Origin of the sequence: Candidatus Brachybacter algidus, from assembly GCF_016707225.1 — a bacterium.
GTDB classification, from domain to species: domain Bacteria; phylum Bacteroidota; class Bacteroidia; order Chitinophagales; family Saprospiraceae; genus Parvibacillus; species Parvibacillus algidus.
In genome coordinates, this window is sequence record NZ_JADJID010000003.1 from 295,550 (window position 1) to 313,554 (window position 18,005).

Consider the following 18,005-nt stretch of genomic DNA (forward strand, 5'->3'; position numbering starts at 1 on the left):
CTCAATGAAATATTTATTAAGACAGTATCAGGTCAAAGAAGAAAGAATATGCCGGAAGCATCCTGATTTATTTTACCACCGGATAATAAAAATCGTAAGCAGCCTAAATAAAACCAAAGCCATATCCGCCAACAGTTGATTCCGTGTTTAATATGATAAAAACATCGTTTTTATCTATTTCGGCCCTGAGATCTAAATCTGCCACTACCCTATTTTCTCTTTGACAGTCGTTTGATTTGGGCCATATATCGTTGAAATAATACCAATATTGATGCTTTTCAAAAATCTCTCCTATCTGATTATACATAAACATCCAATAAAAACTATCTGCAATAGAGACCACCTTTAACTGGATCTTGCTGCTATCTTTCTCATAAGTTAAAGTGGGATAAGCAAGTTCCGGACCTCGAATCCGATATAATAGATTCATTCCATCAGCTATATCATAATCTGTACCATAGGCTCGCTTTACCCCATCCATAGACCATTGGAGTTCCCTTAGATCGATGTGGCGTTCACGCTCTATATAATGAATCAGGGAATCCTCTGCAAGACATGCTCCATAAACACTCCAATGTGTACCTAATTTGGGAAACAAGAGGTATTTAGAGGTGTCTTTACTTTTTATAAAATAGTCACCAAAGTCTATAATATCCAAGCTGGCATCCTTTGCAGCTTTAACGAAGCCATTGTAGTTTGTTTGATTTGAGATATGAAGCAGGTTATCCGGAATATATTCTGTATAAAACCTTGCCTTGCTGGGAGCAATTGCTATAATGAGACTCTTATTCATTTTAGACAAAGTATCTGAAAGCAGTCGAATTTTTCTGATTTTTTCAGCAAATATTTCATCTCCCAAATAATTGATGCCGTTGATTGCATCGATATATCCTGACTCATACAAGTAACTTTCCTTGCCAACGATGACATCTTTAGCCTTTGCTTTATTAAAAATGCTATAAAGAATTTGATTATTAAAGCGAACCAAGCCTGTTCGAAAGCCAAAATTCTGATTCAAAAAACTTTCTGTCTTTTCCTGGAATGTCCCTTCAAGCCATTCACTCACAGAGAACAAAGGTTTATCAACGGTCGTGATCGCTCCGTTTAATGGCGTTTCTTTGAATAAAAGTAGCTTCTCTTGAGTGTAAGGCAATATCAGCAAACATAAGAGTATGGCCAACAATATTCGTCTTAGAATTCCATTGTCTTTCATCATTAGAATCTAAAATATATGAAAGGATTAAAACTAAAGGTAGTGATTGAACTAACAGAAAGGATGAAAAGAACCGTCACTGCAAAGGACAGTATTATATGCTTAAAGTTATTGTATGGCATTTCATAAACCTGCTTTTGTATTATATCTCCTCTTTTTAAAACAGTAAAAAATGAAAAGAAAATAGCCAATACAAAATAAGTATAAAATTCACTGTCAATTGGAATAGATGCCATATTCCTAAATGAAAATAAGGTTTTAATATAAATTAATGCATCGTTAAAATGTTCGATCCTGAAAAATACCCAACCGATCACCACAACAAAAAAAGTAATAATCATAGGTAAAAACGCACCCAACTTCCCATAAAATTTACTCAAAAACATACGTTCAATAACCAGAAAAAAACCATGATAAGCTCCCCAAATCACAAAATTCCATGAAGCACCATGCCATAATCCTGATGCCAAGAACACGATCCAAAGATTGGCGTATTTTCTGAGATTTGAATCCACTCTGTTTCCCCCCAAAGGAATATATAAATAATTCCTCATCCATGCACCGAGAGTGATATGCCAGCGCCTCCAGAATTCGGTAATACTCCTTGATGTGTATGGATTATTGAAGTTTTCAGGAAATTTAAAACCAATCATTTTAGCTAGACCTATAGCCATATCTGAATATCCTGAGAAGTCAAAATAAATCTGAAAAGTATATGCAAGAATACCAATCCAAGCAGTATAGCTGTCCATCGTGGCATAATCCTGGACAAAGATGGTATCTGCCAGTAATCCCATATGATTGGCAATTATCACTTTTTTAGAAAGTCCAATCACAAATCTGTAGAAGCCAGTCAGTCTGTTTTCATTATTTTCATTATGGGACCTGTCGGTGATCTGATCTGCCAGATCATGATATCTCACTATTGGTCCGGCTATTAGCTTTGGAAATAAGATGATGTAAAGCTGATAATCCCAAAAGTTCTTTAAGGGTTTGTGTATTTTCCTGTAGACATCAACTACATAAGTGATGGTTTCGAAAGTATAAAAGGATATTCCAATAGGCAGCAGGAGCTTGGTCCATTTGATTTCTCCTCCGCCGAGAAGACCTAACAAGGAATTTACATTATCTATAAAGAAATTCGAGTATTTAAAGTATAAAAGTAATCCCAAATTGACACTCACAGATAATGCTAGTAATACTTTCCTCCTGTTCTCACTTTCAGTGGCCGACATCCATTTGACCAAATGGAAATCAATAAAAGTCGTTCCCAGAATTACGAAAATAAACTTTGGAGCCCCCCAGCTATAAAATGCAATACTAAAAAAAAGTATTACTAAGTTTTTGTATTTTTTGTCAACAAGAAAATAGGTGATCAGAAAAAGTGGTAAAAAATATAATAGAAATACTATACTACTAAATACCATTTATCATGATCTATAAGGTTGCTCTTATTAAATTTATTAGAAGAAATCTGCAAAGATTCTAGTCTTTCATATACGGATAATCATCTTCGACATAATTGTCAGTATAAAGGCCTGATGCTTCCGGCCATGGTGATTCTTCAGCAAATGCTACAGCATCTTCTACCTCTTCATGTATCTTTTGCTGGATTTCTAAGATTTTGGTTTCACTTAGTACACCTTCCTCTTTGAAAAAATGCTCCAACATACCTATAGGATCTAATGTTTTGTAGTGCTCCAATTCATCTTTTGAGCGGTAATGACCCGGATCACTTACGCTGTGACCTCTGTATCTATAGGTTTTGATCTCAAGATAATATGGACCTTTCCCCGAACGAATGTGAGCTGCTGCTTTAGCAATAGCTTCATGAACAGCTTCAGGATTCATCCCATCAACCGGCTCACTTGGCATCTCGTAGCCTAGACCTATTTTGTACATATCAGTGACATTGCTGGTTCTGGTAACGGATGTACCCATAGCATACTGATTATTCTCGCAAATAAACAAAACAGGTAGCTTCCATGTCATAGCCATATTGAAAGCTTCATGCAAGGCACCCTGCCGAGCAGCACCATCACCAAACATGGTGACACATAGGTTATCAGTTTTTTTATATTTTTCTGCAAATGCAATTCCAGCTCCAATGGGGATCTGAGCACCAACGATTCCATTTCCCCCAAAAAATTTATGTTCTTTTGAAAAGAAGTGCATTGAACCACCTTTGCCTTTGACGCAGCCAGTTTGTTTACCGAATAATTCAGCCATACAAGATCTTGCACTGAGACCTTTCATGAGCGCAAGCCCATGTTGTCTGTATCCTGTAACTAAACAGTCTTCAGGCTTTAAGGCAGACTTTATACCTGCAGCGATAGCTTCCTGACCAATATAAACGTGACAAAAACCTCTGATTTTCTGTTGAGAATACATCAATAAGGTCTTCTCTTCAAATTTCCTAATCCTGAGCATCGTTTCATACCAAAGCTCATAGGTTGCTTCTGAATATTTCGCTTTTTTCTTTTCAGCAGTCTTTTGCATTAAAATATAAATTTTGTAATCTAAAAAGTAAAAGTAAAAAAATATCCGAACATAGCTATGTAATACTTGTCTTAACACTTGGATAAATTAAAAGTTAAATATAAAAGAGGTCAGCAAACGATTTACGAAGTGTCGTCTGATGGCTTCAAGACATCTGACAGTTTAGTTTATCCTGTGTTACTTGTGCAGGACAAAACATCCGACGAGCAATAAATATAAAATTTCATGATTTCTGAGCGGTAAATGCGACGGAACTAAATACGTCGGATGGCGTGAACAAGAGAAGCTACGGAGAGCAGTCTGGTGGCTTAAAAACATCTGACGGATATTTAAAATCTGAAGTTTCGAAGCAACTAAATTTATATCTAAATTAGATTTCACTCAACTTTGTAACGTTGACTACCTGTGCAATAAGCTACTTAAAAGGGTTAGGCCTTAAATTAAAACATTAAGGAATTTAGAGGAATTAAGGAGTAAGTTTCATGCCGTTTAAACTTAGAATCAGAATAGGTAGAATGCCAGCAGCCGTAATTAAGTCGGCTGATGTCATTGGGAAATATGCCATAGTCGTCTGATGGCTTCAAGACATCTGACGGCTTCGATGACTTTTATCGATTTGACGTTATCGTTTGAGTCGAAAATTTGAAAGCGAAAATAAATTCTCCAATCAATATTCTATATTTGCTTGGATGTTTCAATACATAATATACTTATAACAAGCTGCCTTGTATTTAGAGAAAGTCATATTAACGAATTTTAAAAATTATAGTGCTGCTGATGTTCAGTTTGCAAGGGATTTCAATATTATTACCGGAAATAATGGACAGGGTAAAACGAATCTGCTTGATGCCATATATTTATTATGCATGACAAAGTCCTATTTCCAGTATTCTGAAAAGAATTTAATAAAATTTGACAAGGATTTTTTCAGAGTTGATGGGAATTTTCACCTGAATGATGAAATAATAAATGTGGTATGTAAGTATAAGCTTCCAAATAATAAGTCTTTCATTGTAAACGACAAGGAAGTGCGGAAGTTTTCCCACTTTATTGGAAAGCTTCCGGCGGTTATGATTGCCCCTGGTGACATTCAGCTCATAGAAGAAGGTAGTGAGGAACGGAGGAAATTTATAGATATTTCTATTTGCCAGGGTAACAGAGAATACCTTGAGGCTTTAAATAAGTACAATAAAATATTAAAGCAGCGGAATTCATTACTCAAACAGATCAATCGCGACGGTAGAAGTCAGCAAGAACTAATTGATTATTATAATGAAGAAATGGCAATAATTTCTGAGTTTATAATGAATTCCAGAAGGATCTTTACAGATGAGATTAATATTATTTATAATGAAATATATGAGCAAATCGCTTCAGGAAAGGAAGATGTTAACTGCCTTTATCTCCCAGATTGTCAGGGACAAAAAGCAGATTTTATTGAAGCCTATCGAGCCTCTTATAAAAAAGATTTGATCCTTGAAAGAACTACCAAAGGAATCCATAAAGATGATCTGGAATTTATTATTAGCGCTTTACCTGTAAAAAGAATTGGCTCTCAGGGTCAGATAAAGTCAACAATCTTTGCTGCAAAGCTCGCACAGTATCATTGGTTGAAGAAAATCATAGGTACAAAACCAATTCTATTACTTGACGATATTTTTGACAAGCTGGACCATCATCGGGTGACCAATTTACTTAAGATCATTGACAGCGATGAATATGGGCAAGTATTTATAACTGATACTTATTCGGAACGGGTGAACAATATATTGCCTGAACTTAAAAAGAAATCGAATTCGTTCACTATTAATGAAGGAAAGGTAGCTGCTCATGGAAAATAAATTTGGATCAAATGAACGTACTCTCAAAGATATACTTTCGGAATGGGTAAAAACTCCGGGTATTCGGAAGCAGTATATCAAGGTACAATTAAAGGAAGCCTGGAGCACTAATATGGGACCAATGGTTCTTAAATACACTAAAGGCATGACTTTAAGAAAAGGTGTGCTAACCATCAAGTAACCTCTGCCCCACTCCGTCAGGAATTATTATTGAACAAAATCAAGATCATCGATATGTTGAATGAATTTTTAGGTGAAAATCTGATCGAGGATATTATTGTATCATAAAAACAAAAGGCACTCCAGGGAATACCGAAAGTGCCTTTTTATTTATTGATAAGACTAAGCGCTATTTAATCACGACTTCAATTGTATCATTTAATTCCTTGCCTGATACTTTTAAGTAATAAACACCGCTAGTAAAATCAGATACCCTGATCTGTGTATTAGCATTATTCAAGTAATATCTAGACACCTCTGCACCAGAGAGATTGTACAATACACCCATCATCATATCGTTATCTGCAAAGTTGTTAATATCTATAGATATCATTTCACTTGAAGGATTAGGATATACATTAACGGATACTTTACCACAGTCTTTAGTTACTTTGGCAACATTACTGAATGCATAACTGCTATTCAAATCTACAGATTTAAGTCTATAGTATGTTGTACCGTTTTTGGCAGTATATGAATAGCTGTAGTTGCTACCTTTGCCATTGACTCCTTTGGCTTCGACAGTAGTTAACAAATCATAATTAATCCCATCAGTACTCATTTCCAACTCATAGTTTTTGAGATTGTCCTCAGCTAATGTCTTCCAATTTAATTGTGTTTTACAATTTATCAATTTGGCATCAAAAGATACTAAGACCGTTGGAAGAGGAATTGCTTCTAGTACAAGTATATGCAATGTAGCCGACACACAAGCTGAAGGCGTTCCATTATCACATGTAACATAAACTACATCCACAGACCCAAAAAATCCAGATGCAGGTTCAAAGGTATAACTACCATCGGCCATCAAAATAAAAATACCTTCCGGAAGTGTTACGTTCTGTGGATTTACGCTATGGGAATTACCTTCAGGATCTGTATCATTTGATGAAACATTGCCTGAAGTTGAAATACCATATGGAGTTTCAACAAAATCATCAGCAGCTGCAGTAGTATTGCCCATATCTGTTGGCAACACTGTAACTACAACAGTAGCCTCGGTACATAACCCACCAGGTGATTCACACACTTCATAAGTAAATACATCCACACCGTAGTATCCATCGTCAGGAATATATGAAATAGTCCCATCCATATTGACCACGACAGTTCCATGATCAGGTTGATTTATTATAGTAGGATCACCTAAAGTACCTCCGACATTTCCTATTTCATCATTATTCAAAACGGGAATTATTACAGTACCTGGGTTGGTATCATCACCAGTTACAGTAGCAATATCTGTATTGGCAGTTGGCGGATTCGAACTAGGCAACTCATCCTTTATTGTAATGGTTAACTGTTCAGTTCTGCAATTTGTAGTCTCTCCAGCACCACATACGGTAATTGTATAAATGTAAACACCTGGATTTGGTGAAGTAAAAGTATAGCTCCCATCTGAATTCAGCATTAAAACACCTCCTAAGGGGTTGCTACTACCTTCTACAGGATTTGAATATTCACCAGGTGAATCATCAATAATGTCATTTGTAGATACATCACCATTGATAGTTAGATTGACAGTTCCAACATTAAAATCCGGATTGGTTTTAAAACATATTGTAGGATTGGCACCTCCAATAAAATCTGCATTAGAATTATCAATAAATGCACCGTAGATTTCAATAAAAGAATTGACTACTGCTAACCCTCCATAAATAATTTTTACCTCATCAAATGGCAAAGTAGCTTCAAATCCAATGTTGTAAAATCCTCCTGGTGGTGGGTTTATAAGAAGCACAATTGCAGTAAGATCTAAAAGAGTACCAGCGTTCTTAGATTCTCTTAATACACCATTATTAAAAGTTTGGATGGTGACATATGGTAAAACATCAGCTGCCAAAGGAAAGCCAATATTTCTGACAGTAAATCCTACTCTTGTACCTGGATAATAGGTATCAACCGGATCAAGGATAGCAATGCCCGATTCTGCAAGTGCACCCGCGACAGTGTTGATGCGTGAATAATTGGTTAGGTCATCATCTATTAGATTCCATGGATTTTCGACTTCACATACGACGCATGCAGCTCCTGTAACTCCTGTTTTTTCAAAATCAATAAATAGTGGAAAGTCAGGTGCTGTCAGGCTATATGTCGTTCCGCAATCCATATCTTTAGCACAATTAGTTTGAACAAAAAGATCATAGATCCTTACTTCTCCTAAGCTAACTCCAACGACATTTTCAAAAGATATCTGAACTTCATCGAATGCAACCGGGCAGATCACACCGACTTTATTTCGAATTCTGCCAGTTGAGAGATCTGTACCTACTCCAGCTAGTAAATATGGATTAGAAGCTGTATGGACTAGCGATCCTTCGTTATAAAAATTAAGATCTATACCTGTTGCAACATTTACACCTAATAATTCATTGATTTCAATATCGTATCCGGCAAATGTATTCGCAGGATAATCCTCTAATGCATTTCGTACACTGAGTGAAGCTATACTTCCAACAGCTGCTGTCAAATCAAGCGTAGCATATGTGGCCAAATTACCATCCATTACATTATCAAAATCAAAGAATTTACAAACTGTACAAACTGTACCGCCTATAGCTGTATTTTCATTGTTAATATATATAGGATTGTCTGCAGCAACCAGTGAGGTTAGAGTATTGCATGTAAATGGTAAGGTTCTTGCGCAGAAATTTTCTATAAAAGCGTTGTATATGCTCGTAGTTTGAAGATCTACACCTGCGGGTATGCTAAATTGTATTTGAATCTCATCGAAAGGTAAAGTAGTTAATAATGAAACTTTTTGCCTACCTGATCCCTGCAATAATGCAGCTGACAATAGTAAATTATCTCCTGTTGCAGTCTGGACAGGAGTATTAGTGCCATCTAAATAGGTATTAATAGTTATGTATTGCAGCAAATTAGCGCCTAATAATGAAGTGTTTTCGAATTCAAATCCTGCAAGCTTAATACCGGAATAATCACCTATCTGACTTTGAACTGCTAAGCTGGTTGTCGTTAAAACACCCAAAATTCCGGGTGTAAGAACTGCCGCGTCTGAGGTACTTGGACTTATTACGTTGTATGGATTAACAATTTGAGATAAAGAAACTCCTGTAGTACCTGTATGATTATCGTTTATGGCAGATGGAAAAGATGGATTATTCAACGAAGTAATCGCATTGCAATTCAAAGCAGCACCAGACCCAAATTTTTGAACAAGAAAATAGAAAACATCAATATCAGGGGCTACAAGTGCCGTATAATGAAACCTAATTCGATCAAAATTCTTCGTAGTAATAAACCCTACTTGCGATTGTCCGGAAAGCAAGCCTGTACTTATGAGGGAGGCACTGCCAATGCTTTCCTGAGCAGTACCAGTACCGGTAATATATGTTTCAACAGTAAAACTTCCAAACAATGCAAGTAATGCATCATTCTCTATCACAACTCCAGCATAAGAACCGGCAGGAAAAAAATTACCACCTGTCGCATTATCATCCTTTACGTCAATCCATGCATTTCCGCTTAGAGCGGAAAAATTGGCCGAATTGGTGAGGCTGACATCAGTGACATTGTCTTTGGGACTAAACTCATCAAAAATTCCAACAGTAGACGAAGTAGCCACTACCCCAGGCAAATTATCAGTAGTCATGGGAGTCAGCGTATTGTCGACCAAGGCACTTGCCTGTCCATATTGAATCGTGGGAGAAATAAACAGCAATATTATTATTGCTGAAAGATTAATACATGTATTTTTCAGTGATGGCAAGGCCACTTTTCTGATAAATAATGAATTAAATAGATTTTTGTAGATTTTTAATTGCATAATAAAGTATTAAATTGTTAGTAAATAAATTAACATATAATTTACATTTTAATCATAGAATAAAATTTATGATCAAATGCATAATATTTGCTACGTACAAATCCTATTTAATACTTGTATGTCAATAATTAACGTTTTAAGTTATCTATTCTTCAATTGATAGTTAATAATATCACTTTACAAAATAAATATTTTATTACATAAGAGGAATTAAAATAATTAAAAATTAATAAAACTTGTTTAGTATTAGTAGGGTACAAAAACAAATTTAACAATTAGTCTTTATTTTACCAAATCGTATATATTTATAGATTATCTAATAAACCACAAAAATCATTAACAATAATTTATACAATTATTAATTTAATTAGACGAAAAATCAATAACAGTAAAATATATTTAAATATATTAAATCTAATTAAAAAGATAATAGGCTATTTTCTTAACATATGACAAGGAATTTGGGTAAACAACAAAAAAAAGCCCATTAGAAATGTCTAATGAGCCTTTTTTATTGTGACCTCGGGAGGATTCGAACCCCCAACCCTCAGAGCCGAAATCTGATATTCTATCCAGTTGAACTACGAAGCCGATTTAAAAATGCAAATGTATACTATTTTTTTAAATATTAAAATGGGTAATGGGTAATCGGTAATGGGTAATCGGCAAATAATCATTGATCTGTAATTGATTGGGTACACTTTATCACCCATTACCTGATCAAACATCACCTGATCACACATCACTCACCCTCAACTGGGGACAATGATCCCGTTTCAACCAATTCTTTGATGGAGATCAGAAGTCCCATCCAACCTCCCCCATCCTCAGCATGGCTGTATCTGGCCTGACCGTCAGCAACTTTGGAATAATCGCCCTGGCTAACTTTTAGGTTTGTAATTCCTTCTACCTCTGTCAATATATATTTTACAATAAGATAGTTTTCGGGAATGTCAGGAACATCAGAGTTAGGGTCAAAAGTGGAATATGCCAACATATTACCGGGATCTACTTCTGTGACATTGCCTTTTACGAAAACCATTGTAACTCCTTCTAACACTCCTTGCCATGTCATAGAACTACCTACAGTCAAGTCGGAAATAACCTCGCAGCCAAACATATATTTCTTTGTTTCGACAGGATTAGTTAACGCATTCCATACTTTTTCCTTTGGAGCATTAATGTCAATCTCATTTTCGATGAATAGTTTTTCGTCCATATCTTAGTCTGTTATTATTTATAAATTTGGTCTGTTAAAATCTATTAAGTTACCATCCTGATAACATACTCTGCAGCGAGGTTCGTATAGATCTTTTGCACCTAAAAGCACTTGGGCATTATCTTCCGAGAGTCTATAAGAATGGGTAGCAAGGTTGCCGCAATGCACGCAAATAGCATGAACCTTGGTGATATATTCAGCCACTGCCAATAGTTGAGGCATAGGTCCAAATGGTAATCCTGCAAAATCCATATCGAGACCTGCTATGATAACCCTTTTACCGCGGAAAGCAAGTTGCTGACAGACATCTATTAGATCCATGTCAAAAAATTGTGCTTCATCAATGCCTATGACTGAATAATCATCACTTAATAATAGTATATCCTCTGCTGAATTGACAGGTGTGGAAAGAATGACATTGGAGTCATGACTCACCACATTATTTTGGTCGTATCTGATATCTTTTGCAGGTTTAAAAACCATTACACTTTGATAAGCATATTGAGCGCGCTTAAGCCTCCTAATTAACTCCTCGGTTTTTCCGGAGAACATTGAACCACATATCACTTCTACCCAACCACTTCTCTGACCTTTATAATGAGGTTCTAAAAACATATTAAATAGTAATTTATTATATAATTATTTTATTTAATGTATTTTTGCTTTCAAGGGTGAGCATACCATATTGCAAATACATTACGTTGAATAAAGACATAAAATTAAACATTCTATGAACAAAAAAAAGTCTCAAGAATATTTAGATAAAATAAACGAGTCCTTTGAGGCTCTAAGTGTTAATCCTCATGACATTGATGTAGACACTTTATTGGGTTATATCCGTATATTCTATAGTTCAGTAAAATCTATTCCTGTACAATTAGAAATCGAAGGCAATAAAATTAGGAAATCAATAACTTATACATTACCAGATAGCCAGCCTTTGATTACAAATGAAAACCTTGTAGTAGACAATGCTGAAGATGTAATTTTGGAGAATGACCCCGAGAAGATTACTGAAGAAGAGGTATTAGAGGGATTTCCATCAGATTCTTCGTCTAAAGAGGTCTCTCAAGAAATTTCAACACCTGAAATAATTGATACTCCGGAAAAAGAAGAAATCACATATCGAACAGAGGAAATAGAAAAACCTCAGGTCCAAGAAGTTGTAACTCCAATAATCGAAGAAGAGGAAGTGCATAAGATTGAGGAGGAGGAACCTCATAAAATTGTGGAGAAAATTAAAGAACCTGAGCAAGAAATTGTAGAAGCTCCTGAAATAAATACTGTAATACCCCAGGCTGAAAAGGAAGAGATCGCCATCCACCTGACGAATGATTATATTGTTGAAAAGAATATTGAGGTTATCGAAGATACTCCCATAATAAAACCTGAAGTTATTTTAGAACTACCGAACATTAAGGATGATTCAAAATACGGAAGTAAGGGCAACATGCTTTCTCAGATCGAAACAGAACAGCATAAACCTTTATACACCCCTAATAATCAAAGCAGTCATAATCCCAGTGATGCAATAGAGTCATTATTCAAAGACAAAAGTCCTACTGGTTTGGTAGATTTTCTTGGGTTGAGCCCTTTGGACAATATCAATAAAGCTTGGGGATTAAACGAAAAGATGCTTGTCATTAAAGACCTTTTCGGTGATGACTTCAATGCATTTAATGAAACAATTGAGATGATCAACAAATTCACTTCTTTTGAGGAGGTGAAAAATTATTTAATCAACAATGTAGTTCATAAGTATAGTTGGAATGATATCTCTAAGTTTAAGAAAGCTAGCGATTTCATTGTTCAGACCAAGAGATTATTTGTAAAGTAACTGTTTGATGGAATTATTTTACTTACAATCACCTTATATAAAACTTTTAAGATAAAGATTTTGTTTTGATTCAAAATTTGGATTTTGGAAAAGGACAAAGCGGATATTTTATCAAGTATTAAATTTGCACTTCTTGTAGGCTTAATACCCTGTATAGTGTTTTCTATAGAGTTTGTTTTAAATGTAGACTTTTCATATTTTGGAATATTGGCACGTCATACAAGTGGATTAAAGGGTATAATATTCAGCCCTATGGTTCATGGGAGTTTAAATCATTTATTTTCCAATCTTCCGCCATTAATCTTCTCTGTATTTCTAATCCATTTTTTTTATAGCAGGCAGTTTTGGCCAATTTTCCTTTTGAATTATCTATTAACTGGAATCATGGTGTGGCTGTTCAGCAGGGAAGTGTATCACATAGGAGCAAGTGGTGTAGTTTACGCGCTAATTTCATTCATTTTTTGGGCAGGTCTGTTTGTGAGGAATATAACATCTATCATACTTTCATTACTTGTATTAGTGGTCTATAGTGGAATGTTTGCGGGCATCGTTCCTTCGCCTGAGATCCTTGAAAAAAATATATCATGGGAAAGTCATTTGCTGGGAGCACTCGTTGGCATTACTGTAGCATGGATGTTCAGAAAAACAATACTCGCCGATCACAAATCCAAACTAACACCGTTGATTTATCCAAAGGATGAAATTAGGTCGGATTATTTTCATCCAGAAACTTTTGACAAAACAAAATGGCAAAGATATTTAGATGAGCAATCAAAATTTGAGCAGTGATAATCAGAGGTCAGTAGTCAGTGGTCAGTAATCAGTCGTCAGTGGTCAATGGTCAGTAATCAGTAATCAGTAATCAGTAATCAGTAATCAGTAAGTCCAACATTACAAATAGAGTTCCTTCTCTTATATAATTACAACATTTTATAGTCCTAATTTTGAACAACTAACCTCGTTTCCACAACAATGCCATGAGCCATCAGCCATTAGCCATTAGCTAACAGCCATCACACACATGCTCCGCCTCATTTTTAATTCTCCATTTTCAATTTTCAATTTCTTCCCTTCTACCTCACCACAGTAATATCTCCTTTATATGTAAGCTGTCGACCATCGCGTAGCGTGACTACTGCTAGGTAAACAAAGACCGCCGGCGTGTTCGTCTTCTGTTCGCCAAATCTTCCGTTCCAGCCATAGGCAGGGTCATCCGGTGGCGTATCCTCTATCGAAAACTGTACATCACCCCATCTATTAAATATCACCAACTTATTGATCCGTGTTACGTTTCGATCCGTCTGTATATAAAATACATCATTTATTCCATCATTGTTCGGACTGATAGCCGTCGGTATAAATACCCGGATCACACTCTTCACTCTGATCTCGATAGAGTCCTCTGCGACACATCCGTTTTCATTCGTCACCACTACATTATATACTGTCGTGATCGTCGGCTCTACCGTCAACTGTGGACAGTCATTGCAACTCGTACCCTCCGGATTTGAACTCCATACTATGTTTGCATCTTTGATATTTATCGAGATATCAGGACTAATTGTCACTATATCTCCTTCAGCTATAACCTTATTTGTCCCCAACTCTACCTTAACCTCCTTCGGATTCTCTATCAGTATTGTCTGTGCATAATGACAGCCGTTATCATCCAGTACCTCAATAGTATGATTACCCGGTCCTAGATCTGTGAAATTTACCGTAGGTCCATAACTGCCTCCGTCTATCAAATACTCAAACGAAGGAGTGCCCCATTTATACCCAATATCCTCACCTGACCATCCGCTTTGTTATAACAACTGATGCTGTCCACTTCATATCCGATCCCAACTATCGCTGCATTGTCCTTCTTGACCTCTACCACATCTGTCTCCACACAACCCGTAAGTGTATTGGTCACCTCAAGCTCATAGATGCCTGCATCTACGATACCGCTCACCGTCGCTGTATTACCCGCAGCTGTTGAGTTCGTCGTATTCGTCCAACTGTAATTGATTCCCGCTCCTGTGCTCGTATTGGGACCTCCTATACTCACCGTCTCAATCACACAATCTATGTAACCATCCGTCCCCGCATCTGCCACCGGAAGCGCATTCTTCGCCAGCGTAAGTGTAGAAGTCGTCGCAGGACATAGTCCTAATGCACTCGCTACTGTATAATTAAACGTATATCCTGTCCCTTCCGGTAAACTATTAAAATCCAGTACTCCTGTCGTCGCATTGAACGCAGATCCGATATTCGGCCCGCCTGTATACAACCACGTACCGCCCAGCTGCTGCTGACTTAGTACCGTATCCAGATCCACACTGCTCCCAAAATCAGCACACCTGTCATATACATCATTTGCTCCGGCAAAGGCCGTACTATCCAGTGTCAATATCAACTGAGCTGTATCAAAACATCCGATCGGCACTGCTGCATCCAACTTATAATATAACACGTACTGACCATAAGGACTCCCCGTGCCTACAAACATATTGCCTCCCGTTATCGTCGCCGTGCTACCCACCGGCCCACTCTCGATAAACCATGATCCAGGCTTCGTCGTTACCTTATAATCATTCAAATTGATCGTAGGTATTGTATTACAAAATGACTCCTCCGGTGAGATCGCCACTGAAGGACATTTACAGTCCTCTACTATAATATCTATCGTATACGATACCGCCTGGCAACTTGGATCACCCATTATCGTATATGTATATTCATACGTACCCGGAGTAGCTCCATTAAAGTCCTTTGGACTAAATGATGCACTTCCTGGATCGCCGCCCGGACCTGTATATGTCCACACTCCTCCTGTCACGCCGCTTACCACCAACGTATCAAAATCTACTTCATTCACATAATCAGGTGAAAAATTACTGTTACATGCCTGTTCAACTGTCTTCAAGGTAGCTACAGGTGCCGACATGATCGTCACCGTCGTTACCGCTGTCATTGGACATCCTGCCATACTATTTGTCAATGTATAAGTAAAATCATAGGTGCCCGCCGGCTGTGAACTAAAATTAGCAATCCCTCCTGCTATCACTACTGTGGATCCTACAGGTTTATTTGTCACTGTCCATGTACCCGCTCCCGTAGCACCCTGGATCGTATTATTTAAATTTATCGTGCCTACATCATTACACGTCGTCCCCGCATTCGGTGATATACTCAATGGTGGACAAATACAGTTCTGTAGATCGATCTGTACCTGCACCGGTGTCACTACACATACCCCTGCCTGATTAGGGGTATATTCATACACATACACGCCCGTATTGGTCATGCCCGTAAAGTCCTGTATCGGCAACGTCCCCCCAGGGGTGCCAGGTCCGCTTACCAGTGTCCAGGTACCTGTATAAGCAATATTTCCGCTGACCAATGTATCCAGATCTACCATGCTCGGCAAAGGCTGCAATAAATCGTTGCAAGCCTGTATATTCTTAGGAGTAAGCACCAACGCTTCCTCAAATTTAACATCTATTGTCTTACTCTCTCCGCAGCCCTGACCATTGTAATCAGCACCAAACTGGAAGGTATAGGTGCCCGGCTGAACCACTGTCACCACTGTATTTGGATCATTCGCCGGTGTGAATACCACTCCTGCGATATCAGGACCGGCAGTAGCTATCCATATATACTGAAGCAATGGATCCGTCAGATTAGGAATGCCACCAAGTGTGGCTGTTAAACTATCCTCCTTCGCACATACAGCATAAGAAGCTGCCAAACTTACCGTAGGTGATGGTACCACCTGGATCGGGAAACAAGTCTCAGGCCCAGGACCACAACCATCTACTGCATTCACACATATCTGGTAATTGCCCGCTGTCGCATAATTTAAGTTGATCGTCGATCCATTACCTACTCCCATCACTGTACCATCTACATGATTCCATGTGTAAGACAATACTCCTGTCTGTATATTCGTCACGTCAAATGTATAATTCTCTCCGGCACACAAAGTCGTCGGTCCTGTCGTAACCGGCATAACCAACGTAGAATTCTCAGCAGTTATCGTCACAGGAAAATATTCCGTACAAATTATCTGCTGTGGCGTGACATTGGCAGGATTCTCCATTACGGTAGTGACTATAGCATAATAGTACCCTGGATTCGAAATTACATGATTAGGGCCTGTACCAATTTCTATATCAAGTGCATTATACCATTTTATCCCATATGATAAAATATTAGGAAATACCCAAGCTGGGCTAAGAGAAAGTGTAGAGGTAGCTGTGCCACCGCAAGGCAATGAGGCTGGATTGGCCTGTATTGTTCCTGATACCTGAACTTCGTTAATGTAAAAATTTACAAGACTGTCGCACCCTCTAGCGTTGGTATAATGAACAATATTGGCCTGAGGGCCAGGAGAATAGGGAACATTATCAATAAAAGCATACAAATCTCCCGGGCAAACAAATACATTTTGATTAGGGCCGTATGTGTCCGGAATAGGACTGACTACCAACGTAATAGCGGTGTCGCAGCTCGTTCCTGTGGGGCCGTTGGAAATTAGGTTGTATGTACCTACAGGATAGTTACTTCCTCTGAATTTATAAGTTGAAGTCTGACATGTCTCACCTGTAAAGCTAAGATTAGGTTTAGCAGATACGGTGACAGGCCAACACATATTTTGTCCGATATCATCACATTCATTGGTACCTGTCACACAAATCTGATAATCACCCGGAGCAACAGCTGAATAGTTAACTGTTACCATAGGGCCATCTGTATTTATAGTAGCACCGGTAGGTAAATCCCATTCATAATCTGTAGCGAATGGGAAGCCAAGAAAATTATAATTGATCGACGCTCCTACACATACTTCAGTGAGGCCATTTAAATTAGTATTTACTGGAGGGGAAACCAATGTGGTCCCGATCCCTGAGTTAACTGTCACTTCGTAGTGGCAGGTGGCGCCTGAACTACCATCTAACACAATATAATAAATAGTACCTGGAACAGCATTATTATATAATATATTAATAATACCGCCACTTCCAACTCCATTACCATTGCAAAGTAAAGCGCCGTTTAAGTTGTTACAACTATTATAAATGGCCCATTGGGCAGTTCCATTTCCACCTACACATCCTGATAAATATATATCAATGTCTATGATACTATTATTCGCAACAAATGCAAACCAATTTGGATTTTGTAATGTAAATCCACCACCACAAAATGATGCGTCACCGCCCCAAGAGCCCGGCTGCATATCTGCACAGTACCCATCCATATCACAAACAAAAGGAGCAACACTACATCCTTGCCCGGGAACTATGTTTAAGTCAAGGTTACATGGAGTTTGAGAAAAAAGCTGATTAGTAATAAAATTAAAAAAAATGACTGTTGAAACTGTGCAGAAAAATCTTAGCATG

At 37.5% G+C, this 18,005-nt stretch carries 11 protein-coding genes, 1 tRNA gene and 1 pseudogene; 4 read left to right on the plus strand and 9 right to left on the minus strand.

Annotation, left to right across the window (positions count from 1 at the left end):
- Positions 1-103: 103 nt before the first annotated feature.
- Genes IPI15_RS11145 through pdhA form a run of 3 tightly spaced genes read right to left on the minus strand, consistent with a single transcriptional unit; the run spans position 104 to position 3,712 of the window.
- On the minus strand, positions 104-1,216 hold the full coding sequence (locus tag IPI15_RS11145) for an alginate O-acetyltransferase AlgX-related protein (protein ID WP_287420359.1): 1,113 nt from the start codon (positions 1,214-1,216) through the stop codon (positions 104-106).
- The gene (locus IPI15_RS11150; RefSeq protein WP_287420361.1) at positions 1,216-2,640 is read right to left on the minus strand and encodes an MBOAT family O-acyltransferase; all 1,425 of its coding nucleotides are present in this window, start codon (positions 2,638-2,640) and stop codon (positions 1,216-1,218) included. The genes IPI15_RS11145 and IPI15_RS11150 overlap by 1 nt, the downstream gene beginning before the upstream one ends.
- Positions 2,641-2,698: 58 nt before the next feature.
- Positions 2,699-3,712 carry a pyruvate dehydrogenase (acetyl-transferring) E1 component subunit alpha gene (gene pdhA / locus IPI15_RS11155; RefSeq protein ID WP_287420363.1) on the minus strand — a complete coding sequence of 338 codons (1,014 nt, stop codon included), beginning with the start codon at positions 3,710-3,712 and terminating at the stop codon, positions 2,699-2,701.
- A gap of 725 nt (positions 3,713-4,437) precedes the next feature.
- Here pdhA and recF point away from each other — a divergent pair.
- Complete coding sequence (gene recF / locus IPI15_RS11160) at positions 4,438-5,553, plus strand: DNA replication/repair protein RecF (protein ID WP_287404102.1); 1,116 nt, start codon at positions 4,438-4,440, stop codon at positions 5,551-5,553.
- Positions 5,543-5,841: pseudogene (locus tag IPI15_RS19850) on the plus strand (DciA family protein). The gene recF and the pseudogene IPI15_RS19850 overlap by 11 nt, the downstream one beginning before the upstream one ends.
- 61 nt (positions 5,842-5,902) lie before the next feature.
- Here IPI15_RS19850 and IPI15_RS11165 read toward each other — a convergent pair.
- The 4 genes from IPI15_RS11165 to IPI15_RS11180 all read right to left on the minus strand — a co-directional run bounded on the left by IPI15_RS11165 (position 5,903) and on the right by IPI15_RS11180 (position 11,393).
- Positions 5,903-9,559 carry an Ig-like domain-containing protein gene (locus tag IPI15_RS11165; RefSeq protein ID WP_287420365.1) on the minus strand — a complete coding sequence of 1,219 codons (3,657 nt, stop codon included), beginning with the start codon at positions 9,557-9,559 and terminating at the stop codon, positions 5,903-5,905.
- Positions 9,560-10,076: 517 nt separating this feature from the next.
- Positions 10,077-10,150 (minus strand) — tRNA-Arg (locus IPI15_RS11170).
- A 151-nt stretch (positions 10,151-10,301) separates the two neighbouring features.
- Positions 10,302-10,778: an SRPBCC domain-containing protein gene (locus tag IPI15_RS11175; protein ID WP_287404095.1), complete on the minus strand. Its 477-nt coding sequence runs from the start codon at positions 10,776-10,778 to the stop codon at positions 10,302-10,304.
- Between the two features lie 18 nt (positions 10,779-10,796).
- The gene (locus IPI15_RS11180; protein ID WP_287404094.1) at positions 10,797-11,393 is read right to left on the minus strand and encodes a thymidine kinase; all 597 of its coding nucleotides are present in this window, start codon (positions 11,391-11,393) and stop codon (positions 10,797-10,799) included.
- A gap of 115 nt (positions 11,394-11,508) precedes the next feature.
- Between IPI15_RS11180 and IPI15_RS11185 the strand changes: the two genes are divergently transcribed.
- Positions 11,509-12,615 carry a DUF8457 domain-containing protein gene (locus IPI15_RS11185; RefSeq protein WP_287420367.1) on the plus strand — a complete coding sequence of 369 codons (1,107 nt, stop codon included), beginning with the start codon at positions 11,509-11,511 and terminating at the stop codon, positions 12,613-12,615.
- A gap of 84 nt (positions 12,616-12,699) precedes the next feature.
- Positions 12,700-13,404 (plus strand): rhomboid family intramembrane serine protease, encoded by a 705-nt coding sequence (locus IPI15_RS11190; RefSeq protein ID WP_287404090.1) that lies wholly within the window; start codon positions 12,700-12,702, stop codon positions 13,402-13,404.
- Positions 13,405-13,688: 284 nt separating this feature from the next.
- Here the strand turns inward: IPI15_RS11190 and IPI15_RS11195 are convergent, their stop codons facing one another.
- Positions 13,689-14,363, minus strand: a complete 675-nt coding sequence (locus IPI15_RS11195; RefSeq protein ID WP_287420368.1) for a T9SS type B sorting domain-containing protein — start codon at positions 14,361-14,363, stop codon at positions 13,689-13,691.
- Positions 14,360-18,004 (minus strand): PKD-like domain-containing protein, encoded by a 3,645-nt coding sequence (locus IPI15_RS11200; RefSeq protein ID WP_287420369.1) that lies wholly within the window; start codon positions 18,002-18,004, stop codon positions 14,360-14,362. The genes IPI15_RS11195 and IPI15_RS11200 overlap by 4 nt, the downstream gene beginning before the upstream one ends.
- Position 18,005: the final 1 nt, after the last annotated feature.